The organism is Bradyrhizobium sp. UBA2491 (assembly GCF_002341725.1).
Lineage (GTDB): Bacteria > Pseudomonadota > Alphaproteobacteria > Rhizobiales > Xanthobacteraceae > Bradyrhizobium.
Map to the genome: position 1 here is coordinate 29,286 of NZ_DDOP01000068.1, position 23,034 is coordinate 52,319.

Annotated in this window: 20 protein-coding genes; 11 read left to right on the top strand and 9 right to left on the bottom strand. The window is 65.2% G+C overall.

All coding sequences use genetic code 11. The features are described from left to right. Position 1 precedes the first annotated feature (1 nt). Together B2W55_RS23365 and asd are read right to left on the bottom strand one after the other, a co-directional pair. The gene (locus tag B2W55_RS23365; protein WP_024580009.1) at positions 2-829 is read right to left on the bottom strand and encodes an NUDIX hydrolase; all 828 of its coding nucleotides are present in this window, start codon (positions 827-829) and stop codon (positions 2-4) included. Positions 830-965: 136 nt separating this feature from the next. Continuing rightward, complete coding sequence (gene asd, locus B2W55_RS23370) at positions 966-1,835, bottom strand: archaetidylserine decarboxylase (protein ID WP_024580008.1); 870 nt, start codon at positions 1,833-1,835, stop codon at positions 966-968. Between the two features lie 34 nt (positions 1,836-1,869). Here asd and B2W55_RS23375 point away from each other — a divergent pair, with 34 nt between their 5' ends. Continuing rightward, positions 1,870-3,534, top strand: a complete 1,665-nt coding sequence (locus tag B2W55_RS23375) for an aminotransferase class III-fold pyridoxal phosphate-dependent enzyme (protein ID WP_024580007.1) — start codon at positions 1,870-1,872, stop codon at positions 3,532-3,534. 287 nt (positions 3,535-3,821) lie between these two features. Here B2W55_RS23375 and B2W55_RS23380 read toward each other — a convergent pair whose 3' ends face one another. From B2W55_RS23380 to B2W55_RS23390, 3 genes are all read right to left on the bottom strand, one after another. Then, positions 3,822-4,439, bottom strand: a complete 618-nt coding sequence (locus B2W55_RS23380; protein WP_024580006.1) for a hypothetical protein — start codon at positions 4,437-4,439, stop codon at positions 3,822-3,824. Between the two features lie 249 nt (positions 4,440-4,688). Then, complete coding sequence (locus B2W55_RS23385; RefSeq protein ID WP_024580005.1) at positions 4,689-5,378, bottom strand: class I SAM-dependent methyltransferase; 690 nt, start codon at positions 5,376-5,378, stop codon at positions 4,689-4,691. 34 nt (positions 5,379-5,412) lie between these two features. Next, a complete protein-coding gene (locus tag B2W55_RS23390; RefSeq protein WP_024580004.1) occupies positions 5,413-6,468 on the bottom strand; it encodes a glycosyltransferase family 4 protein in 1,056 nt (351 codons plus the stop codon). Between the two features lie 139 nt (positions 6,469-6,607). Between B2W55_RS23390 and B2W55_RS23395 the strand changes: the two genes are divergently transcribed. Together B2W55_RS23395 and B2W55_RS23400 are read left to right on the top strand one after the other, a co-directional pair. Then, positions 6,608-7,990, top strand: a complete 1,383-nt coding sequence (locus tag B2W55_RS23395) for a TAXI family TRAP transporter solute-binding subunit (RefSeq protein WP_024580003.1) — start codon at positions 6,608-6,610, stop codon at positions 7,988-7,990. Between the two features lie 155 nt (positions 7,991-8,145). Further along, positions 8,146-8,928, top strand: coding sequence for a sulfite exporter TauE/SafE family protein (locus B2W55_RS23400; RefSeq protein WP_024580002.1), 783 nt, complete (start codon positions 8,146-8,148; stop codon positions 8,926-8,928). Positions 8,929-8,953: 25 nt separating this feature from the next. Here B2W55_RS23400 and B2W55_RS23405 read toward each other — a convergent pair whose 3' ends face one another. Continuing rightward, positions 8,954-10,174, bottom strand: a complete 1,221-nt coding sequence (locus B2W55_RS23405; protein WP_043855675.1) for an acyltransferase family protein — start codon at positions 10,172-10,174, stop codon at positions 8,954-8,956. A 248-nt stretch (positions 10,175-10,422) separates the two neighbouring features. Between B2W55_RS23405 and B2W55_RS23410 the strand changes: the two genes are divergently transcribed. The 3 genes from B2W55_RS23410 to B2W55_RS23420 all read left to right on the top strand — a co-directional run bounded on the left by B2W55_RS23410 (position 10,423) and on the right by B2W55_RS23420 (position 14,269). Continuing rightward, positions 10,423-11,112, top strand: coding sequence for a L,D-transpeptidase (locus B2W55_RS23410; protein ID WP_024580000.1), 690 nt, complete (start codon positions 10,423-10,425; stop codon positions 11,110-11,112). Between the two features lie 213 nt (positions 11,113-11,325). After that, positions 11,326-12,894 (top strand): DUF4403 family protein, encoded by a 1,569-nt coding sequence (locus tag B2W55_RS23415; protein WP_024579999.1) that lies wholly within the window; start codon positions 11,326-11,328, stop codon positions 12,892-12,894. A gap of 166 nt (positions 12,895-13,060) precedes the next feature. Then, complete coding sequence (locus tag B2W55_RS23420; RefSeq protein WP_024579998.1) at positions 13,061-14,269, top strand: ABC transporter substrate-binding protein; 1,209 nt, start codon at positions 13,061-13,063, stop codon at positions 14,267-14,269. Positions 14,270-14,384: 115 nt separating this feature from the next. Here B2W55_RS23420 and B2W55_RS23425 read toward each other — a convergent pair whose 3' ends face one another. Together B2W55_RS23425 and B2W55_RS23430 are read right to left on the bottom strand one after the other, a co-directional pair. Continuing rightward, on the bottom strand, positions 14,385-14,537 hold the full coding sequence (locus tag B2W55_RS23425) for a hypothetical protein (protein WP_168200250.1): 153 nt from the start codon (positions 14,535-14,537) through the stop codon (positions 14,385-14,387). A 105-nt stretch (positions 14,538-14,642) separates the two neighbouring features. Further along, entirely contained in the window at positions 14,643-14,930 is a 288-nt protein-coding gene (locus tag B2W55_RS23430; protein ID WP_024579997.1) for a hypothetical protein, read from the bottom strand. A 356-nt stretch (positions 14,931-15,286) separates the two neighbouring features. On the opposite strand from B2W55_RS23430, the gene B2W55_RS23435 reads away from it, so the two are divergent. The 5 genes from B2W55_RS23435 (at position 15,287) to B2W55_RS23455 (ending at position 22,377) form a co-directional block, all read left to right on the top strand. Next, on the top strand, positions 15,287-16,348 hold the full coding sequence (locus B2W55_RS23435) for an HlyD family secretion protein (protein WP_024579996.1): 1,062 nt from the start codon (positions 15,287-15,289) through the stop codon (positions 16,346-16,348). Beyond that, complete coding sequence (locus tag B2W55_RS23440) at positions 16,345-18,675, top strand: ABC transporter permease (protein WP_024579995.1); 2,331 nt, start codon at positions 16,345-16,347, stop codon at positions 18,673-18,675. The genes B2W55_RS23435 and B2W55_RS23440 overlap by 4 nt, the downstream gene beginning before the upstream one ends. Beyond that, positions 18,662-19,633 (top strand): HlyD family secretion protein, encoded by a 972-nt coding sequence (locus B2W55_RS23445; RefSeq protein ID WP_024579994.1) that lies wholly within the window; start codon positions 18,662-18,664, stop codon positions 19,631-19,633. Before B2W55_RS23440 ends, B2W55_RS23445 begins: the two co-directional genes overlap by 14 nt. Positions 19,634-19,815: 182 nt before the next feature. Beyond that, positions 19,816-21,201: a glycerophosphodiester phosphodiesterase family protein gene (locus tag B2W55_RS23450; protein WP_051404262.1), complete on the top strand. Its 1,386-nt coding sequence runs from the start codon at positions 19,816-19,818 to the stop codon at positions 21,199-21,201. Between the two features lie 192 nt (positions 21,202-21,393). Continuing rightward, positions 21,394-22,377: a cysteine synthase A gene (locus B2W55_RS23455; protein WP_024579992.1), complete on the top strand. Its 984-nt coding sequence runs from the start codon at positions 21,394-21,396 to the stop codon at positions 22,375-22,377. Between the two features lie 81 nt (positions 22,378-22,458). On the opposite strand, the gene B2W55_RS23460 is transcribed toward B2W55_RS23455, so the two are convergent. After that, positions 22,459-22,980, bottom strand: a complete 522-nt coding sequence (locus tag B2W55_RS23460) for a PRC-barrel domain-containing protein (protein WP_024579991.1) — start codon at positions 22,978-22,980, stop codon at positions 22,459-22,461. Positions 22,981-23,034: the final 54 nt, after the last annotated feature.

The following is a 23,034-nucleotide window of genomic DNA, read 5'->3' on the forward strand; positions in this document are numbered from 1 at the left end:
GTCACGCGGCGCGGCGCAGCCAGTCGCGCACGCGCTCGATCAGGTTCTTGCGCGGAATCGATTGGACGGCCGGCGCGACCGGTTCGGCCTCGTGCGCGGATGATGGCGTCTGTTCGGATGCAGCCGCCACGACACGACCCGTCGCGACGACTTCGCCGGTATCGACAGCAGCATGTTCCGCCACCATGGCAGACTGATCCGGTCCGGCATCCACTGCCGGTGTCTCCAAGACATCCGGCGCTTCAGCCGTGAGTTGCACCTCAACAGGCGAAGGCGCTTCAATGGCCGCAGGCATCTCCGCGGCAACGGGCTGCTCCGCGATCGCAGGCGCATCGGCAGCCGGCTCTTCGGCGAGGCGCGCCCGGCGTCGGTCCGCGGCAGCAACGCGCAAGCGCGCGCGCCGCTCGCGCTCGGCGTGTGCCGCGGCCTGCAACGCGATCGGGCCAACATTCTCCAGGAACGCGCGTTCGTAGCCGCGCGACAGGCGCTCGAGGGCTTCATCGAGCGGCAGCCAGTCGACTTCCCTGATGTCGCTCATCAACTCGCGCACCGGCTTGCCGCCGGCATCCATGCGCCAGTAATGCACCACCTTCGAGCGCCCGCCTGAATCATAGACCAGCGTGCCGAGGAATTCGTGGACCTCGACGTCGTGACCGGTTTCCTCCAACACCTCGCGTTCGGCGGCGGCGCGCGGCGTCTCACCATCGTCGAGCTTGCCCTTGGGCAGCACCCATTCGTTGCGCTTGCGCAGGCGCACGACGGCAAAGCGCGGCGGTGTCTCCCGCCGCAGCACAATGCCTCCCGCCGCCAGAACAGGCGTCCGCGCCATCACGTATCCATCAGGTTTGCGATTTAGGATCGTCGCACGACGATCCCGAACATTCTAAAGCATGATCCAGAAAACTGGAAACTGGTTTTCCGGGCAAATCATGCTCAAACAACGACACGCGAAGGACAAAGCCGCATCACATCACAGGTTTTCGCAACAGCGGCTCGCCGCATTTGATCCGCGTTCCCTCCGCGACATTGTCGCAGAACTCGAAATTGCCGGGCGCGAGCACGATGATGGTCGAACCGTGCTCGAACCAGCCGAGTTCATCGCCCTTCTTCACATGTGCGTCACAGGGAAAATCAACCGGCCCCCGCGACTGCGCATTCAGCGTGATGTCGAGGAAATGCAGCCGAAGGCTCGCGACCAGGATCGCGGCGACCGGAACCAAGGTCAGCAGCTCGCCGGTCGACAGTTTCGCGCGCAGCACCGCGCGCTCGTTCTTGCAGAACAGCCGCTCGACCCGCTTCAGCGCGATCGGATTGACGTTCCAGACGTCGCCATGGATGAACGTCACCTTGTCGATGGCAAGATCATACGGCGCGTGAAAGCGATGGTACATGCTCGAGGTCAGCCGCAGCGTGACGAAACGGCCGTTCCTGTGCTGCTCGACCAGCGCAGGATCGCCGAGCAGATCGAGCAGCGAATACGGCGCGCCCTTGACCTGGAACAACTGCCCATCCTCAATCCGTCCATGCGCGCCGATGATCGCATCCGACGGGCTCGCGATGATGGCGGGATCGGCCACCGCCGGGCGCAGGCCGGGCTTCAGCTCGCGGGTAAAGCAATCGTGCAAGCTCTTGAATTCGGTCTTCTTGGCTTCCGACAGGTCGAGGTCGGAAAACAACTTCCAGCAGGCGATCGAGGCGTCCCGCACCAGCGGGTTCTCTACCTTGGAGAACCAGCCCATGAAGCGGGTCACCGCAGCCCGTGGAATCCGGTTGGTCAGCAGGAAATTGAGGTCCTCCTGCTGGGTGAATGCCGAGATCAGGCCCTTGACTGTCATGAATTTGTTAGGTGCCGAGGCTAGCGCTTCTGTCATGGAAACATCCCTTCCGATTCTCTCGCTGTCCGCCGCCGCACTTGCCGGCGCCGCCGCAGCCTTCCCCAAGATTCAGGCCCGCATCGCGTTGTCGCGTGCCAAGCACCGCTCGCTGACCGGACATTCCAAGATGTCCAAGATGGTCGCGCGCATGGTCCCGCACTACGAATTCGACATCGACGAGTTCTTCTGCTCCGACGGCGCGCCGAAGGACATCGCGATGCAGCGACAGGACGGCTTCTTTCGCCTCGCCGGCCTCTACCAGGATCGCTACCCCAAGGGCCGCGCGCTCACCGCCGAGGTGACGGAACGCATCTCCGACCTGCAATTCACCGAGAACTACCGGGTGCCGTTCCAGTACAGCCGCCTGGTGCGCGAGCATCTCGGCACCTCGGCCTTCGTGGAAGCCTCGCGCGGCGTCACCGTCACCGATGTCGACGGCAATGTGTCCTACGACCTGACCGGCTCCTACGGCGTCAACATCTTCGGCAACGACTTCTACAAGGAGTGCATTGCCGAAGGTGAGAAGCGGGCGCACGCGCTCGGCCCAGTGCTCGGCCCCTACCACCCTGTTATCGCCGATAACGTCAAGCGCCTGACCGAACTCTCCGGCCTCGACGAGGTCTCGTTCCACATGTCCGGCACCGAGGCGGTGATGCAGGCGGTGCGGCTGGCGCGCTACCACACCAAGCGCACGCATCTGGTGCGCTTCGCCGGCAGCTATCACGGCTGGTGGGGTGAGGTGCAGCCCGGCGTCGGCAATCCGGTGTCGCCGCACGAGACCTACACGCTCGCCGACCTGTCGGAGAAGACGCTGCACGTGCTGCGCACCCGCAAGGACATCGCCTGCGTGCTGGTCAATCCGTTGCAGGCGCTGCATCCAAACTCCAACGCGCCCGGCGATTCCGCGCTGGTCGATTCGTCGCGCTCGTCGAAATACGACCGCACCGCCTACACCGAATGGCTGAAGAGGCTGCGCGAGGTCTGCACCGAGCGCGGCATCGTGCTGATCTTCGACGAGGTGTTCGTCGGCTTCCGTCTCGCCGCCGGTGGCGCCCAGGAATATTTCGGCATCAAGGCCGACATGGTCACCTACGGCAAGAGCCTCGCCGGCGGCCTTCCGGTCGGCGTGGTGTGCGGCCGCAAGGACCTGATGCGCCGCTTCCGCGATGATCGTCCTGCCGACATCTGCTTCGCCCGCGGCACCTTCAACTCGCATCCCTATGTGATGACGGCGATGGACGAGTTCCTGAGCCGGCTCGCCAGCCCGAACTTCCGCTCGATCTACAACGGGCTGGATGAGACCTGGAATGGCCGCGCCAAGGCGCTCAACGACCGCCTCACGGCCGCCGGCCTGCCGGTTCGCGTCGGCAACATCTCGTCGATCTGGACCGTCTATTACACCGAGCCGTCCCGCTACAACTGGATGCTGCAATATTATCTGCGCGCCGAGGGACTGGCACTGAGCTGGGTCGGCACCGGCCGCCTGATCTTCACCCTGAACTACACCGACGCCGACTTCGCCGAGGTCGGCGACCGCTTCGTCGCGGCCGCCGAGAAGATGAAGCGCGACGGCTGGTGGTGGCACAAGGAAGGCCTCACCAACAAGAACATCAAGCGGCAGATCCTCAAGGAGATGGTCGCTGTGAGGTTCGGACGCTGAGGTCTGGCGCGACTCCCGCGCTCCCTCGCCCCGCTCTTGCGGGGAGAGGGTTGGGGTGAGGGGCTTTTTCCACATTGTCGGTAACGGATGGATTCGCGGTGAGCTCCCCTCACCCGGATTGCATCTATCGATGCGATCCGACCTCTCCCCGCAAGCGGGGCGAAGTGAACGAAGTGCGCGGACAGAGTGATTCAACGCGAAGCCGTCTTGTTGCATAGCCCTAAGAACGGTGATGCCCGGGACAAGCCCGGGCATGACGCAAATTTGAAGACGCTGGAAGCAAACGATCAGGCGTGCTTGACGTGCTTCTCGAGGCCCGGATCGATCAGCTCACCCTTCATCAGGAACAGCGGCGCCTTGTGATAGAGCTTCAGGTCGTGGAACGGATCGGTGACGATCTTGGTCATCCAGACCAGACCGGTCTCGACGTCGCGAATGAAGAACAGGTGGACGGTGCGGAACAAGAGGCCGCCGATACCGACCACGAGCCAGATCTTGGCGACTTGGCGGGTGAAGTCACCCATCGTGACCCACGGCTTGAACAGACCGAACAGCGTCGGATCGAAGTACAGCACCATCGGCGACAGCGCCCAGATCGCCATCAGCACGACCTTGCGCTGTAGATTGTAGCCGACCTTGATGTCTTCCTTGTGCTCGTGGGTCGCCTGGTTGACGTGGTCATAACCCTTCGGCTCGAAGAAGAAGTGACCGGCCTGGCGCGAGGTCATCGAGACCAGCCAGCCGACCAGCGCCGACACGACCGGATCGAAGAACAGCATCACATAGGCGAACAGGAAGCTCAGCGCGCTGACGAAGTGCAGGCTCTGGTTGATCCGGCTGTGATGGTAGAAGCGATGGTCATCCCAGCGCTGGGTACGAAGCTCTTGCAGGAAGTTCTTGATCATTGGTTCCCCCAACATCTTTCGGGACAGGATTTACAGGGATTCGATGTATCGCGTGTGACATCATCATAATGACATATGACAATGCGCAGCGACGCCTTGACGCAACCGGAGCTTGGTCTCGCCTCATCCGGCGCCGTTGCCGCGACGCGGGAGGATGAGGCCGAGGGAGTGGCCTCCGGGTTGGCGATGCGCAGTGCGCTGGCTTACCCGGAGGGGATGGCGGCCACGATCGGCCGCCGCAGTGGGCGCTTAGGCCGCTTTGGCCACGTCCACCTTGCGGAAGCGGACCAGCGAGAAGTGACCGAGCGGCGGTATCAAGCGGCGTTCCGCGAGCTCCATGCCGTTCGCGCCGGCGAGCCATTTGGTATAGCGCGACCAGGCGAACTCGGCGGTGCGGAAGCCGAGCGGACGCACCACCGGCTGTAGCGTCTGCTCGATGAAGCGACGCACGCCGGCATCGGCGCTGACGCGGGTCAGGATGATCAATTCGCCGCCGGGCCGCACCACGCGCGCGAACTCGTCCATCGCGGCTTCCGGGTTAGGCACCGCGGACAGCACGTACTGCGCCATCACCACGTCGAACGAATTGTCGGGGAATTCGAGTTTCTCGGCATCCATCACCGCGAGGCCCTCGACATTCTTCAGGCCCTGCTCGGCAACGCGCTTCTTGGCCTTCTCGAGCATCGCTTCGGAGATATCGGTGCCGAAGATACGAACGTTCTGGCCATAGAGCGGCAGCGAGATGCCGGTGCCGACGCCGACTTCGAGCACGCGGCCGCCGATCTTGTTGGTGGCCTGGATCGCGGCCTGCCGGCCCTTGCTGAACACGCCGCCAAACACGAGGTCGTAGATCGGCGCCCAGCGGTCATAGGCCTGCTCGACCGTTTCGCGGTCGAAGTCCATGGAACGGTCGGCGCCCAGCTTGATGATTTCAGCCATAGAGAGTCTCTCGTCTTTCGTTCGATTGAGCTGTTTAATTCGGAACCGCACTGCGGCCGGCGACGCGGCGGGCGGGCCGCGGCGCGCGGCTCGGCTGCAACGTGGCCAGATTGCCGATGAACTGACGCGCACTGTTTTCCCAGGAACGCTCCAACGCAAAATTGCGGCAATCTGCGCGCGACATGGTCAGCGCGCGCAGACAGGCGTTGCGCAGATCGTTGTCGATCGCTCCGATCGGATGGTCGGCGATGACGTCCTTCGGGCCGGTGACCGGGAACGCCGCGACCGGCGTGCCGCAGGCCAGCGCCTCGAGCTGCACGACGCCGAACGTGTCGGTCAGGCTCGGGAACACGAAGACGTCGGCGGCGGCGAGGTGCGAGGTCAAATCCTGCCCCTTCTTCTCGCCTAGGAAAATCGCGTCGGGATATTTCTGTTCCAATGCCGCCCTTTGCGGGCCATCGCCGACCACGACCTTGGAGCCCGGCAAATCGAGCGACAGGAAGGCGTCGAGATTCTTCTCCACCGCGACGCGGCCCATGGTCATGAAGATCGGCCGCGGTAGATCGAGCACCGCCGGCTGGTCGGGATTGAATATCTTGGTATCGACGCCGCGGGTCCAGAAGCCGAGGCGGCGGAAGCCACGCTCGGCAAGCTCCGACCGCAGCGAGTCGGTCGCGACCATCGTCATTGAGCCGGCGGCGTGGAAATGGCGCAGCACCGCGTAGCCGACGCTGTCCGGAATGCCGGTACGTACGGAAACATACTCGGGAAAGCGCGTTGTGTACGATGTGGTGAACGCGAGCTTGTTGCGCTGGCAATAGCCGCGCACCGCCCAGCCGATCGGCCCTTCGGTCGCGATATGGATCGCCTCGGGCGCGGCGTCCTCGATCCGGCGCGCGATCTCGCGGCGGTTCGGCAGCGCCATCCGCAATCCCGGATAGGTCGGCACGCCGACCGAGCGGAAACCGTCGGGGGTGAGGAATTCGATCTCGGCGCCGAGGGTCGCGGCGCTGCGCGCAAGCGACGTCAGCGTCCGGACCACGCCGTTGACTTGCGGATGCCAGGCATCGGTCGCAACGAGTATGCGCATTGCAGGAGATCCAAATCGTTAATTGTCGATTCTGCTCGCACGACGTTCTGACATGGATGTTTCAAACGTATGACGTCATCGAAATGTTAGGTTGTTTTTCACGGCAAACGCCCGGTTTTTCGTGTAAGATGACAACCAGATGTCAGAGCAGAGCGAAAACCCCGGCAGCGCGCGCCGCAGGCTCAGACGGCGAAACTCGTCGCTCCTGGTCCTTGCGACCGGCATCTTCGTGTTCGGCGCCGCCGCAGGCACACTGTTCTACGCACTGCGTCCGGTCACGCTCACGATCGCGGTCGGCCCGACCGGCCGCGACGACGTCAAGCTCATCCAGGGTTTCGCGCAGGCGTTTGCGCGCGAGGGAAGCTCGGTGCGGCTGAAGCCGATCACGACACAGGGCGCCGCCGAAAGCATCGCGCTGTTCACCGCCAACAAGGTCGACCTCGCGGTGGTGCGCGGCGATCTCGATCTGCCGGCCAGCGCCGAGTCGGTTGCGATCCTGCGCAAGAATGTCGTGGTGCTGTGGGCGCCCACCGGCGCCAAGGGCACGCGGCGCTCGGCGAGGATCAAGAGCGTCAGCGATCTCGCCGGCCACAAGGTCGGCGTGGTCGGCAGCACCCAGGCCAACGTCACGTTGCTGCGCGTGATCCTGACCGAGTCCGGCGTCAACCCCGACAAGGTCACGATCGGCCAGTTCGCACTCAACAAGATCGCCGACCTCGCGCGCGATCCCTCGCTCGATGCCTACATGACCGTCGGCCCGCTCGACAGCAAGGTGACGTCGGACGCGATCACCGCGACCGCCGCCGCACGCGGCGAACCGGTATTCCTCCCCATCGACGTCTCGGAAGCGATCGCGCAGAAGCATCCGCGCTACGAATCCGAGGAGATCGCCGGCAGCATCTTCTCGTCGTCGCCGGCGCGCCCCGAGGACAAGGTCGAGACCGTCGGCGTCAACCATCTGATCATCGCGCAGCATGCGCTGAACGAAGCAACTGTCGGCACGCTCGACCGGCAATTGTTCACGCAGCGCCTCCAGGTCGCCCGCGACATACCGGCCGCGGCCAAGATCGAGAAGCCCGACACCGACAAGGACGCCGCGCTGCCGGCGCATCAAGGCGCGGCCGCCTATATCGACGGCACCGAGCGCACCTTCCTCGAAAAATACTCCGACTACATCTGGGGCAGCATCCTGCTGCTCTCCGGCCTCGGATCGGCCGGCGCCTGGCTGCGGCATTACCTCAAGCGCGACGAGCGCGAGCACTACATCAGCCACCGCGACGATCTGCTGACCTTGATCGCGCGGGTGCGCGGCGCCGAGACGCCGGAACAGCTCGCGGCGATGCAGGGCGATGCGGACGCGCTGCTGCGCGAGGCGCTCGATTGCTACGACGACGGCGCGATCGAGGAAGGCGACCTCTCGGTGATCGGGCTGACGCTCGAGCAATTCCATCACGCCGTCGCCGACCGCCGCGCCGCGATCAGCGGCGACCGGCCGGGTGTACCGAGGATGCGCGCCGGCTAGAGCGGTTTCGACCGAAGAGCCGGCCGTCGCGCAGGGAGCGAAGCTCGATATCGCAAGCAAGCCGGCTTCGATTGCACCGAGAGCAATGTTTGGATTGCGTGCGGATGGACGCACCGCCATGTTGCGGCAATCGCAACGCCAGCCACGACACCAAGATGATCGCCGCCATCATGTCAGACCTGCCTGCACCATACGTGCTCGCGGTGGCATTGGCCGGCGTGTTCCTGATCGCCTTCATGAAGGGTGCATTCGGCGGCGGCTTTGCCATCGTCGGCATCCCGCTGCTCTCGCTGGCGATGGATCCGATCGCGGCGGGCGCCCTGCTCGCACCGTTGTTCGTCGTCATGGATCTCACCGCGCTGCGGTTCTGGCGCCCCAATACGTGGTCGCGCGTCGACCTCGCAATGTTGCTGCCCGCGCTCGTGGTCGGCATCGGCCTCGGCTATTTCGCGCTGCGCGATCTCGACCGGCATGCGGTCGAGATCGTGATGGGCGTGGTGACGCTGGTGTTCGCTGCGCTGTGGTTTCTCAGCGGCGGCGAGATCAAGCAGCAATCGCGCTCGACGCTCAAGGCGACGTTCGCCGGCCTCTCCTCCGGCGTCACCACGATGGTCGCGCATTCGGGCGGGCCGCCGCTTGCGATCTATCTGCTGCCGCTCGGCATGTCGAAGGCGCTCTATGCCGGCACCACCAGCCTGTTCTTCACGGTCGGCAATCTGCTGAAGGCCGGTCCATGGCTCGTGCTCGCCACGCCGTCGCGCAGCCTGTGGGTGCTGATGGCGCTGTGCGTGCCGGCCGTGCCGGTCGGGGTCTGGGCCGGATGGCGGCTGCACGAACGGCTCGACCAGCGCGCGCTCTACCGGCTCTGCTATGCCATCCTCGTCGTCACCGCGGCCAAGCTGCTGTGGGACGGATTGGCCGGATACGTCCACCTCTGAACGGTGCCGGCGTTGTTGCTTCGCGTCAGCAGGATCGCGCGCTCCGGCTGCCGCTCACGCTGACGACGAGCGGCCCGATCCCTTCGAGCGGTGTGCCCATCGCGTCCGGCTCGAGCCGCTGGCGTGCCACGAAGGAGAAATGGCGGCGCAGCTTCAGGACCGGTTTCTCGATGCAGTGCCAGGAGAACGCCGCGAACGCCGTGATCAGCACCAGCGCGACGGTGAACTGGACGGTCAGCGACGCATTCGGCAGCCACACTTTCACCACCTGCTGCATCGGGAAGCCGTACAGATAGATGCCGTAGGAATAGTCGCCGTTCGAGAACAGCGGCAGCCGCGGCAGATTGGAGACCCCGAGGAACACGGTGATATAGACCAGCGCCGGCGCGATGACCGCATTGAGGACGGGCTGGGTCATCCATGCCGCCGGCCCGAGCAGTATGGCGCCGAGACACAGCGCACAGCAGGCGGCGAGAATGCGCCCGTCATAGGGAATGCGGTCGCGGTAGAGATAGGCCGCGATTGCGAGCAGGCAGGCGACCGGCAGTTTCGCACCGCGCCCGAGAAACAGCGCCGTGCTGAAGATCTTGTCATGCAACGTGCCCGCGACGCCGGCAGGCAGCTGGGAAGGAGCAGCGACGTGCCCCGTGAAGGTCAGCGCGAGGCCGAGCCCCACCAGCAGTACGACGCCGGACACGATCAGGCCCGGTCTGCGCAGCAGCCCCAGGGCCATGATGACCGCCATCACCGCGTAGCAGCCGTATTCGAACGGCACGGTCCACAGCGAACTGTTGACCTCCGGCGCGGGATTGCCGCTGAACACGCCCGGCAGCGTGTAGTTCACCAGGCCGACGACGTTGGTGAAATATCTCCAGGTGCCGGCGCTGGTGAAATAGTCGGAGAGCGGCAGCGTCGTGAAGATCGGCCCGAGGATCAACGCCGACAGCACGATCTCCACCGCCAGCGCCGGAATGATCCGCAAGCCGCGGTTGATCAGAAATTCCTTAACGCTGAGCCGCAGCCCGCTCGCGGCGATCAGAAACCCGCTCAGCGCGAAAAACATCACCAGGATCGCAAATTGAGGAAACCAGAGGATCCACGTCGGATCGGAATCGCCGCGCCCGGTGGCGACATAGGGCGTATGCCCGGCGACGACCGAAATCGCGAGTGCAACGCGGAGAAAATCGAACCCGGGACCAAAGCCCTTCTGCCGATCCAGCATGCTCCCGATCGAAGGCGCTGGCATGATTCCACTCCATTCCAAACCACGCCTGTCGGACAGCAAGCGCCGTGCCGAGATCGATGTCCTGATGCGGCACAGCGCTCCGGCAACCTGCCCTTAACCCTCGACGAAACACGCACGAAACAAATCCCTAACGGCACGAAACCATTTTGGCGATTTCGTGCAAACGTCCTGAAACGCCTCGCCTGTACTGGTTTGGGCCAACGACGCGCCGGAACTGGCGCGCAGGGCGCAAACAACAGGGGTCGACAATGTTCAATTCCATCAAGCTGAACGCACGTCTCGCTGCCGCCGCCTTCGGCGCGCTGGCGATCGGCACCGTCGCTTTCTCGAATTCCGCCGCGGCCGCGCCGCTGCCGATCTTCCCCTTCATCCTGACGCCGCCGACCGAGGCGGTGCAGCCGCCGGTGCAGTCGATGCCGCAGGCGCAAGAGGAAGACCGCTCGGTTGAACTGCCCGCCCGGCTCCGCCGCCAGGTCGTCGCCTATCCGACCCGCGAGGCGCCCGGCACCGTCATCATCGATACCCCGCACACCTATCTCTACCTGGTGCTCGGCAATGGCCAGGCGATGCGCTACGGCATCGGCGTCGGCCGCGACGGCTTCACCTGGTCGGGCACCCAGACCATCACCAAGAAGGCGGAGTGGCCGGATTGGACCCCGCCGCCGGAAATGATCGCCCGCCAGCCCTATCTGCCGCGCCACATGGCCGGCGGCCCCGGCAACCCGCTCGGCGCCCGCGCGATGTATCTCGGCGGCACCGTGTACCGCATCCACGGCACCAACGCGCCGGAGACGATCGGCACCCACGTCTCCTCCGGCTGCCTGCGGCTCACCAACGAGGACGTCACCGACCTCTATTCACGGGTCAGCGTCGGTACCAAGGTGATCGTGCTGCCGATGACCGACCGCCGCGCCGACCTCGGCACGGCCGTCCGCTGACAAAAACCCGACTTCCCCAAGCCTCCTCCAAGGCTCAGACAACGGCTCCGGCACCCCGCCGGGGCCGTTGTCGCGTTCACAATCGTTAACGTCCCCGTCAAGATCGGGGCGGCGGCGGCACTGTGCCCCCGAACCAGCTTGATCCGGCCACACTGGCGCCCTGCTCGGGGGGCCTGTACAACCCGTCAAAGTTGATTTTCATCCGGGGGAATGATGCGTCTACCGATGCATCCAAGGACCATCGCGCTCGGGATCACCGTGGTGCTGGTCTCGTTCGCGATCAGCCTCAAGGCCATGGATTGGCTGGCGCCGAGCGCCACCTTGCAGAAGCCGCAGCTCGCGCAATTGCCGCCGCTGCCGACGGCGCCGCGCTCCTCGACGGTCGTGGCGCAAGTCTCGGTCGCACTGGCAGCGATCCGCGATGCCGCCGAACGCGGCGCACCGAAGACTTTTGGCGGCAAGGCCGACAATCCGGTCCAGCAAATCCTGCAAAATGCCGACATCGGCTGGACCGCGTCGCGCGGCCCGATCGCCGCCACCGGTGCGCAGGACGTGCTGACGCTGACGACCCCGATCAACGGCACGCTCAAGGTCACCGGCTCGCTGTCCGCGAAGGCGACCGGCGCGGTCACCGACGCACTCGGCAGCCTGCTCGGCGGCAATGTCGCCAAGCAGATTGGCGCCGTGAACATCAAGAACATCAACGCCAACGCCGAGATCAAGGGCAACGTCACGCTGACCGCACGGCCGAAGCTCGGCGCGTCCTGGCGGATCGAGCCGAACCTGCAGGCGCAGGTCAATCTCGGCGACACCAGCCTGTCGGCCGCCGGCGTCCGCATCAGCGTGCCGGCCCAGGTCAAGCCGGTCATCGACAAGGCCGTCGCCGACCAGATTTCCGCGGTCGAGGCGCGACTGCACAATGACCCGCTGTTCCAGAACACAGCGCGCGCACAATGGGCCAAGGCCTGCCGCTCGATCCCGCTGCAAGGCACCGGCGGCACCGCGTCGATGCCGCCGATGTGGCTCGAGCTGCGGCCGACCCGCGCGATCGCAGCGCAGCCGAAGGTCGACGCCTCGTCGTTGATCCTGACAATGGGAATCGAGGCCGAGACCCGGATCACCGAGACACAAACCACCCCGACCTGCCCGTTCCCCGACAAGCTCTCGATCGTGCCGCCGATGCCGAGCCAGGTCTCGGTCGGCCTGCCGGTGGACATGTCCTTCACCACGCTGACCCAGCTGGTCGAGGCCCAGCTCAAGGGCAAGACCTTCCCCGAGGACGGTTCCGGTCCGGTCGACGTGACCGTCAAGAGCGCGAGCATCGCCGCCTCCGGCGACCGGCTGCTGATCTCGCTGTTGGTGCACGCCAAGGAAAAAAAGAGCTTCTTCGGCTTCGGCGCCGAGGCGACCGTGCACATTTGGGGCCGGCCGCGGCTCGACGAGCAGGCGCAGACGCTGCGGCTGGCCGATGTCGAGCTGGCGGTCGAATCCGAGGCCGCGTTCGGCCTGCTCGGCGCCGCCGCACGCGCGGCGATCCCGCACATGCAGCAGGCGCTGGCCGACCGGCTGGTGGTCGACCTGAAGCCGTTTGCCACCAATGCGCAGCGCAAGATCGCCAGCGCCATCGCCGACCTGCAAAAGAACGAGGAAGGCATCCGCGTCGATGCCGACGTCAACAGCATCCGCCTCGCCGGCATCGCCTTCGATTCGAAGACGCTGCGGGTGATCGTGGAAACCGACGGCACCATCAAGGCCGCCGTCACCGCGCTGCCGGCGCTCTGACCGGCGGCGCCCCCCTCGCGCGCTGACGGACGGGACGAGGTCGAAGGCACTCCGCCCGGTCCCGCCCCTTCACCATGCCCAAAAAGTCGTCTTTGCGACAGCTTGCCGCACCGGATAGAAGGTGCCCCGTGGAAGCGACCCGAACGAAAAACAGGGAGAGAACACGATGAAACTGCTCTTGGCCGCAGCCGCGGCCAGCCTCGCGCTTGCGGCCTCCGGCACCGCAGCCAACGCCCAGATCTCCGACGACGTCGTCAAGATCGGCGTGCTCACCGATATGTCGAGCCTCTATGCGGACGCCACCGGCAAGGGTTCGGTCGCCGCCGTCGAGATGGCGGTCGCCGATTACGGCGGCAAGGTGAAGGGCAAGCCGGTGCAGGTGGTCGCGGCCGATCACCAGAACAAGCCTGACGTCGGCGTCAGCATCGCGCGCAACTGGTACGACAACGAGAAGGTCGATGCGATCCTCGACGTGCCGACATCCTCGGTGGCGCTGCCGATCTCGGCGCTGACGCGCGAGAAGAACAAGATCAACATCAACTCCGGCGGCGGCTCTTCCGACATCACCGGCCCGGCCTGCTCGCCCAACACGGTGCACTGGACTTACGACACCTATGCGCTGTCGAACGTCGCCGGCAAGGCGATGGTGAAGCGCGGCGAGGACACCTGGTTCTTCGTCACCGCCGATTACGCCTTCGGCATGGCGCTGCAACGCGACGCCGCCAACGTCGTCAAGGAAAGCGGCGGCAAGGTGCTCGGCGAGGTCCGGCATCCCCTGAACTCGTCGGACTTCTCGTCCTTCCTGCTACAGGCCCAGGCCTCCAAGGCCAAGGTCGTGGCGCTGGCCAACGCCGGTGGCGACACCACCAACGCCCTGAAACAGGCCTCCGAATTCGGCCTGACCCAGGGCGGGCAGAAGATGATCGCGCTGCTGATGGAAATCACCGACACCCACGCGCTGGGCCTGAAGGCAACGCAGGGCCTGATCGTCACCGACGCCTTCTACTGGGACATGAACGACGAGACCCGCGCCTTCTCGAAGCGCTTCAACGAGAAGGTGGGCCACATGCCGACTATGATCCAGGCCGGGCTCTATTCGGCGACCATGCATTACCTCAAGGCGATCGAGGCGATCGGCAGCGACGAAGCGCCGAAGGTGATGGAGCAGATGCGCAAGACGCCGATCAACGACTTCTTCGCCAAGAACGGCCATATCCGGATCGACGGCCGCATGGTGCACGACATGTATCTGTTCGAGACCAAGAAGCCCGAGGAATCCAAGAACGAGTGGGACCTCTACAAGCTGATCGCCACCGTGCCCGGCGACGAGGCGTTCCGCCCGCTCGACAAGGGCGGCTGTCCACTGGTGAAGTGAGCTGACGCGCCGGCCGCGGTCCGTGGCCGGCTCCCGATAGGAGAACCAGAACGCGCCCGGCCCCGCCGGGCGCGTTCTTCTTGTCCTCCTGCGCGTGATCGCCGCGTCGGCCGGGCTACTCGCCGCTCGCGCCCGGGATCATCCAGGTCGCATACGTCTGCCAGACGCCGTCGCCCAGATTGCGCTGATAGGCGATGAAATCGGCATGGTCGCCGTGCACGAGCTCGTAGCGATAGTACCTCGAGAGGTCATTGATCTGCTTGGTCATTGCATCTCTCCGTGGTCAGGGAAGTCTCTTTATTCGACGTAATCGAGGCGCGCCCGCGATCAATGGCATGATCGACATCATTCAATCACAGGCACGCGAGCACCTTTAGCGGCCGGCACGATGCGACCTGTGGCGCGGCGTACGGACGACACCGATGCCGCTCTCCTGGGCTTGCAGCGCTTGCAGCACCGCGGGCGGCTCCAGCACCAGCCGCGCCGCCGGCGTCGGCGCGCCATTGTTGAGCACGTCGCGATAGGGATACAGCGCCTGATAGGCGGCCGGCTCGGAGATCGCGGCCTGCGCCGAGGCTGCCGTGGCAACGACAGCGGACAGCGCCGCAGCCAGCGCGATGGTTTTGAACGCCGTGACGACGTGAGAAATCCTGGTAGCCATGATCACGCTCCCGCGATTTATATCGCATACGATTAATTCGTTCGCGCCTGATAAAGGCATGGCGCGGCCGCGCTTCAAGTATCCCGATTTAATCGGATGCGATTTATTCGGGCGCGCGGCTTCAAATGTCCGTGTGATCGGTGCGATCATGCGCGGCCGGTAACGCCGACTTGTTCGCACGCTGCGCCAAGCGCGGACCGATGCGAACCATCGAAATGCGATATCGCCCGCGACGGCTACGCCGTGCATTCGGAACCGGACAAATCGAGGCAAATTCGGACACGCCACCGTGGTTGGCAGGGTCTAACATCCACGCCATAGTGAATGACTGGGTTGCAAGCCAATGTGGGGTCGCCATGGACGTGTCGCCTTCCGGTAACGAGAGCCACAGCCCGCCCACACCGGCCACTGCACCACAACAGGAGACCGCGCACCCGGCCACGCGGATGCCGGCCATCGTCGTCGGCCTCGTCGCAGCCGTCATCATTGCGCTGTCGGTCTATTATCTGCTGCGGCCGGAGCCGCTGCTGGTGCAGGGCGAGGTCGATGCGACCCGGCTCGACATCGCGGCGCGCGTCGACGGACGGGTCAAGGACATCCCGGTCGAACGCGGCCAGAACGTGGCCTCAGGCGCCGTGCTGGTGCGCATCGACAATCCGGAGACGCTCGCAAAACAGGACCAGATGCGGGCCGCCAAGGCCGTCGCCGACGCTCAGCTCGCCAATGTGCTGGTCGGAACGCGGGTCGAAACCATCGCCGCGCGCAAGGCGGAGATGGAGCGCGCGCAAGCAGCGCAGGTGCTGGCGCAGAAGACCTTCGACCGCGCCAAGACATTGACCGAGCAAGGCAACGCGCCGCAGGCCCGGCTCGACCAGACCACCGATGCGCTGCACGAGGCCGAGCGCGGGCTCGACCAGGCCAAATCGGCCTATGAGCAGGCGGTCAACGGCTACACCAAGGAAGAACGTGCGATCGCGAAGGCAAACGTCGAGAAGGCCGAAGCGGACATTCAGAGCGTCCAGTCGGTGATCGATCAGCTCGCGGTCTACGCGCCGGTCGCCGCGCAGGTCTACCAGCGCAATGTCGAGCCGGGTGAGTTCGTCTCGCCGGGCGTGCCGCTCGTGACGCTGATCAATCTGGCCGATCTGTGGATCCACTTCGATCTGCGTGAGGATCTGGTCAAGGGGCTCAAGGTCGGCGACAAATTCGACGTCCGGATTCCGGCGCTCGACGATCGCCATGTCACGGTCGAGGTCAAGCTGATCGCGACCAAGGGCGAATATGCGAGCTGGCGGGCGACCCGCGCCACCGGCGATTTCGATCTGCGGACATTCTCGATCCGCGCCTATCCGGTTCAGCCGGTGCCCGAGCTGCGGCCGGGAATGAGCGCTTATCTCGACTGGAAGACGCGCCAATGAGGCTGGCCTCGAAGCCCGGCTTCTGGCTGGTCGCGCAGCGCGAGTGCCGCTGGCTGCTGCGCGATCGCGTGGCGCTGCTGCTGATCTTCGGCGTGCCGCTGTTCGCCTTCGTGGTGCTCACGGCGGTGTTCAGCCAACCGGTGATCCGCGGCCTCGGCGTCACCATCGTCGACGCCGACAAATCGGATACTTCGCGCGCGCTGACCCAACATGTCGCGGCGTCGCCGAGCCTGCGGATCGTCGATGATTCCGGTTCGCTGTCGACCGCCGTGCAGGACATCCGCTCCGGCAAGGCGATCTCGGCGATCTTCATCCCGCCGAATTTCGAACGCGACCTGAAGGCGGATCGCCGCCCGCAGGTCGTCGGCTTCTACAACCAGCAATTCCTCACCGCGGCCGGCATCGCCTCGTCCGGCCTGAACGATGCCCTGTCGGCTGCTGCGGCCGCCGCCGCGCCCGCCAACCGCGCCGCGCCTGCCCCGGCGTCGATGGGAACGCTCAGCGCCGAGACCATCGCACTGGTCAACCCGCAGAAGAACTACGCCCAGTTCCTGCTGCGTGCACTGCTGCCGACCATCATCCACGTGGTGATCACGCTTGCCGCCGGTTACTCCGTCGGCTCCGAATTCCGCCGCCGCGACGCGCGGGCCTGGCTCGAAAGCGCAGGCGGCGATCCGGTCGCAGCCCTCGCCGGCAAGCTGGCGCCGCTGTTCGTGATCTTTGCCCTGATCATGCTGGCACAGACGCTGGTGCTGGAGGGCGTGCTGCAAATCCCCTTCAAGGGCGACGCGCTCCTGATGATCGCCGCGGGATCGCTGCTCATCATCGCCTATCTCTCGCTCGGCGCGCTGTTGCAGCTCTTGGTCCGCGACCTCGCAACCGGGCTCGGACTTGCCGGCCTGATCGCCTCGCCCGCCTTCGGCTACGCCGGTGTCGGCTTTCCGACCATCGGCATGAACACCTTCGCGCAGCTCTGGAGCGCGATCCTGCCGCTGCGCTGGTACATGGCGGTGCTGATGGGACAGGCCGCGCGTGGATTGCCCGCCTCGGAATCGGCGATGCCGTTCGCGGCGCTCGCGGGTCTCACGTTGCTGTTCGCCGCGCTGGCGTGGCTGCGCATGGCGAGCCTGACGCGCAGCGGCTGGTTTGTGGCGCCGCGGCCGGCCGAACCGGTCGTCGTCGAACCGGCACCGCGCGGCGTCGGCGGCGCGTTCGTTGCGGAGTGGCGGCGGGTGCTCGGAACGCGCAGTGCCTTGAGCCTGCTATTCGTCGCGCCGCTGGTCTACGGCATCTATTATCCGCAGCCCTATCTGAACCAGATCCTCCGCAAGCTCCCCATTGCCGTCGTCGACAATGATCTCAGCGATCTCTCCCGCCAGGTCGTCGAGACGCTGGATGCCAGCGGCACGTTGAGCGTGACGGTCCGCGCCCGCACGCTTGCCGAGGCACGCACCGTGATCGATCGCGGCAATGCGTTTGCCGCCGTGCAGATCCCGCCCGGCACCGAGCGCGACGTGCTCAAGGGCCTGACCGCGCACATCCCGGTCTATGCCGACGCCACCTATCTGTTCATCTTCAGGTCCACCGCGAGCGCCGTCGCCACCGCGATCGGCACGCTGACAGCCGAGCTGGTGTCGCGCGGCGCCCGCTCCGACGGAAGCCTCGTCAAGGCAAAGCTGGCGAGCATCAGCCCGGCCAACGTGCTGCTGCAACCGATCTTCAACCCGGTCGGCGGCTACGCCAGCTACATCGTCCCGGCAGCCTTCATCCTGATCCTGCAACAGACGCTGCTGATCGGAGCGGCGATGCTGACCGGCACCGCGCTGGCGAACGCCGGGAATGCCTTCGCCGGTGTGTTCGGGCGCGGCATCGCCCATCTGACCATCTATCTGCCGACACTGGCGCTTTATCTGATCGTGCTGCCGCGGATCTACGGTTTCTCGACGCTCGGGCATCTGCCGCAGATCTTCGCGCTGGCGACAGTATTCCTGCTGGCGACGAGCTTCCTAGGACAGGCGATCGGCGCCTGGTTCACGCGGCCGGAAAACGCCACCATCCTGCTGCTGGCAACCAGTCTGCCGCAATTCTTCACCGCCGGCTTCGCGTGGCCGCGCGAGGCCATTCCAGATGCCGCCACTGCGCTTGGTCGCCTGTTCCCGGCAGACTCCGCGATCGACGGCCTGGTGCGGATCAACCAGCTCGGCGCAAGCATCTGGGAGGTCTCGCATGACTGGGCCAGGCTGTGGTGCCTGGCCGTGGGCTACTTCGTGCTCGCCGTGCTCTCCGCACTGGTGTTCAAGAGGGGACAGCAACATGCCCAACGCTAGCCGCGTCGCCATTATCGCAATCGCGCTCGTGCTCGTCGCGGGCGTGCTGGTCTACGCCGAGAGCCGCGCGACGTCTGCTCCCGCCATCGTCGGTGTGGTGCGCTCGACCGAGGTCCGCATCGAGCCGGAGGTGAACGGCCAGCTGCTGTCGGTCGCGGTCGAGAAAGGCGCGCAGGTGCACGCCGGCGATGTCCTCGCCAAGCTCTCCGCCATCGAACTCACCGCGCAGGCCGACCAGGCGCGCGCCGCGCTCGCCGCTGCGGTCGCGAGCCGCAACAATGTCTATGCCGGCGTTCGCCGCGAACAGGTCGAATCCCTGAAGGCCGCGATCTCCAAGGCCAATTCGCGGCTCGACTATGTCGAGACCCAACTCAAGCGGATCAGCACGCTGGCGGGACAGAATTTCGAGACCCAGCAGGCGCTCGACCAGGCCGAGAACGACGTTGCCGCGGCGCGTGCCGGCGTGACCGCTGCCCAAGCCAATTACGATGCCGCGGTGGCGGGACCGACCAAGGAAGAGCGCGCCATCGCCGACGCCCAGGTGCAGGCGGCCGCGGCCGCCGTCGCGGTGCTCGACCGCCGGCTCGACAAGATGGTGCTGCGCGCGCCGGTCGACGGCGTGGTCAGCGTGATCGCCGCGGAAGTGGGCGAGAACGTCCGCGCGGGCCAGCCGATCCTGACGATCGCGGCGGCGGGCCAGCAATGGCTCTCGTTCAATGTGCGCGAGGACCACCTCAACGGCCTGGCCATCGGCAAGACGGTGAATGTGGTACGCAGCACCACCGGCGACGCGACCAAGGCGCTCGTCACCGAGATGCGGCCGCTCGGGGTGTTCGCCACCTGGCAGGCCGAGCGCGTGATCGGCGATCACGACCGCAACACGCTGCGTCTGCGTCTCGACCCCGCCGGCGCGGGCGGCGGCCTCGAACCCGGCATGAGCGTGCGGATCGAGCATTGAGGCGGAGCGCCCGGCCATAAGCGGCAATGACGCGCGTCTCAACGCTTTGCCCTGCCCTCCCGCACCACAGTCATCCGCTTGTCAGAAGATTGAGACAAGAAGACCACAGCGTCGGCCGCATTCGGCTCGCCCCCGCGGCATGCCAGCCCGGACGCGATATGGAAGATGGAGGCTTGGCCGTCATGCAGATTCGTTCGCGACGAAACGTTCATGTTGGAGCGATGCTGCTCGGTGCGGCTGCACTGGCGGTCCTGCTGCCGTCGATGGCATTGGCACAAAGCGGTGCGGCGCCGGCCGGTGCCAAACCCTTTCTCACCGTCGATGGAAAAATGCCGCTGGTGATCGGACATCGCGGCGTGCCCGGCCTGGTGCCCGAGGAGACCGAGGCATCGTATGAATTGGCCGCCGATCTCGGAACGGACGCGCTCGAAGAGGATTTGCACCTCACCAAGGATTGTATTCTGGTCGCGCGTCACAACCCGTGGCTTGGCGACAACACCAACGTCGCCGAAGTCGCGAAGACCAATCCGGAAGTCGCGGCCCGCAAGCGCACGGTGCGCGGCGTTCTCGTCAAGGCTCCCGCTTCGAGCGGCGGCCCGGCTGAGTATCCCATCGATCTCGTCGATCCGGCCGATCCCAAATCGGTGCTGAAGGCGTTGATCGTCGACGGCGACGACCACACCAACGACTGGTCGATCACCGATTTCACCATGGCCGAGCTGAAGCAGTGGATCGCCGGCACCACCTATGATGCGGCGAACGAACGGCCAAAACTGTTCAACGGCAAGTTTCCGATCATCAGTTTCCAGGACATCATCGACATCGCCAAGGCCAAGAGCAAGGCGACGGGCCGGACCATCGCGGTCTATCCGGAAACCAAGAACCCGACCTGGAACAACGCCCAGGCCATCGCCAATGGCTGCGGCGCGCCGGGCAGCCATCCGCTCGAGGATGCCCTGATCAAGATCATCAGGGATAACGGCCTCAACGCGAAGGACGCGCCGATCATCGTCCAGAGCTTCGAGCCCGGCAGCCTGAAATACATGCGCAGCCATGGGTTGGAAACGCGGCAGGTCCAGCTCGTCGACGGCAACGGCGTCGACTTCAAGACCGGCAAGGTGCTGCTCAACAACATCGCGAATTCCCGCCCGTATGACTGGACGGTTGCAGGTGACAGCCGCACCTTCGACGCGATGCTGACGCCTGCGGGCCTCGCGGAGATCAAGACCTATGCCGACGGCGTCGGTCCTTGGAAGGCCTATATCGTGCCGTACAAGATCTCGTCCTGGAAGGACGCTGGCGCCGACGGCAAGCCCTACAAGGGATCGACCGCAGAGGCTTCGACGCAGGACGCCACCAGCGTGATCGCCGACGCGCACAAGCTCGGCCTGTTCGTGCACGTCTTCACGTTCCGGAACGAGAAGAAATATCTCGCGGCCGACTATCGCGGCGACCCTGCCCTCGAATATCTGAAGTTCTTCCGCCTCGGCGTGGATGGCGTGTTCACGGACTTCACCCACACCGGCGTCGCCGCCCGCGCGGCTTACTTGCGCGAACTCGGCTGGTGACACCATACGCGACCTGAACCGAACGCGGGCCGGCCCGACGATGACAGCGGCTCGGCTCGCGACTGAAAAAGAACAAAACAACCGGTATCGCGGCCGCAGCGATTGAGATGTTGCGCGAATTGACTTCATAACAGCAACAATGCGCTGATCCGCCTCGCTTAAGATGCCCCACGAAGCGAAAGGCGGTGCATCATGAAGGTGCGGTCGGGTCTGCTCGAAGCGATTGGCAACACGCCCCTGATCAGGCTCCGCGGAGCATCTGACGCCACCGGTTGCGACATCTACGGCAAGGCCGAGTTTCTCAATCCCGGCGGCTCGATCAAGGATCGCGCGGCGCTCGCCATCATCGACGACGCCGAGCGACGCGGCGAGCTCCAGCCGGGCGGCGTGATCGTGGAAGGCACCGCCGGCAATGTCGGGATCGGCATTGCGCTCGTGGCCAATGTCCGCGGCTATCGCTCGGTCATCGTCATGCCGGACACCCAGAGCCAGGAGAAGCAGGACATGCTGCGGCTCTACGGCGCCGAACTTCGCCTGATGCCCGCCGTGCCCTCCTCCAACCCCGGGCACTACGCGAACTATTCCGGTCGCCTCGCCAAAGAACTCGGCGCGTTCTGGGCCAATCAGTTCGACAACGTTGCCAACCGCGACGGACATTATCGCACGACCGGTCCCGAGATCTGGCAGCAGACCGACGGCAAGGTAGATGGCTTCACCTGTGCCGTCGGCAGTGGCGGGACATTGGGCGGCATCGCCCGCGCGCTCAAGGAATGCAATCCGGACGTGAAGATCGCGCTCAGCGACCCGATGGGTGCCGCGCTCTACAACTGGTTCACCAAAGGCGAGCTGACGGCCGAGGGCGATTCAGTCACCGAGGGAATCGGCCAAGTGCGGGTGACGAGGAATCTCGACGGCACGCCGATCGACATGGCCTACCAGATCACCGACCAGGAGGCCTTGCCCGTGCTGTTCGACCTCATCGCACATGAGGGATTGGTGCTGGGAGGCTCCAGCGCGATCAACATCGTCGGCGCCATGCGGCTGGCGCGCGATCTCGGCCCGGGCAAGACCATCGTCACGATCCTGGCGGATGGTGGCCAGCGTTACCAGTCCAAGCTGTTCAATCCGGATTTCCTGCGCAGCAAGAACCTGCCCGTGCCGCCTTGGTTGAAATGAGGATTCGCGCGCCGTCTGCGCAGAACAAAAGCGCGCCCGGCAATACCGGGCGCGCCTGTTTTCCTCACGATGCGATGCGCGTTACTCGGTCGAATATTTGAACTCGGGCATCGCCTTCAGCTCATCCTTGGTCGCGCTGAACACGGCGTGATCCGGGTACCAGGGATTTGGCTTCGACGCCGTAGCGGCGGGTGCCGCGCCCGTGGTGGTGGTCTTGGTCGTGCTGCCGGTATTCGACGCGCCGGCGGCGCCGGTGTAGGCGATCGGCTCGCTGACGAACTTCACCTTGTCGAGCGGCACGGCGACCAGATGCTCGCCGACGCCGAGGAAGCCGCCGACGCCGATCACGACCGCCTTGACGGCACCGCTCTTGTCCATCAGCAGATCGTTGATCGAGCCGACGCTCTCATTGCTGTCGTTGTAGACGCTGAGGCCGACCACCTTCGATGCGCGCCAGTTGCCTTGATAGGACGTCGGCGATGTCGTTGTCGTCGACGCCGCAGGAGCCATCTTGTCGCCCTTGTCGGTTGGCGTCTGTGCAATCGCGACAGTTGCAAGCAGGGCGGAGCCGGCCACGCCTGCGATGATGGATTTGACCAACATTGTTGCGCTCTCCTCAGTTCACAAAATCGATGCTGGGAGAACCCGTCATCTGCG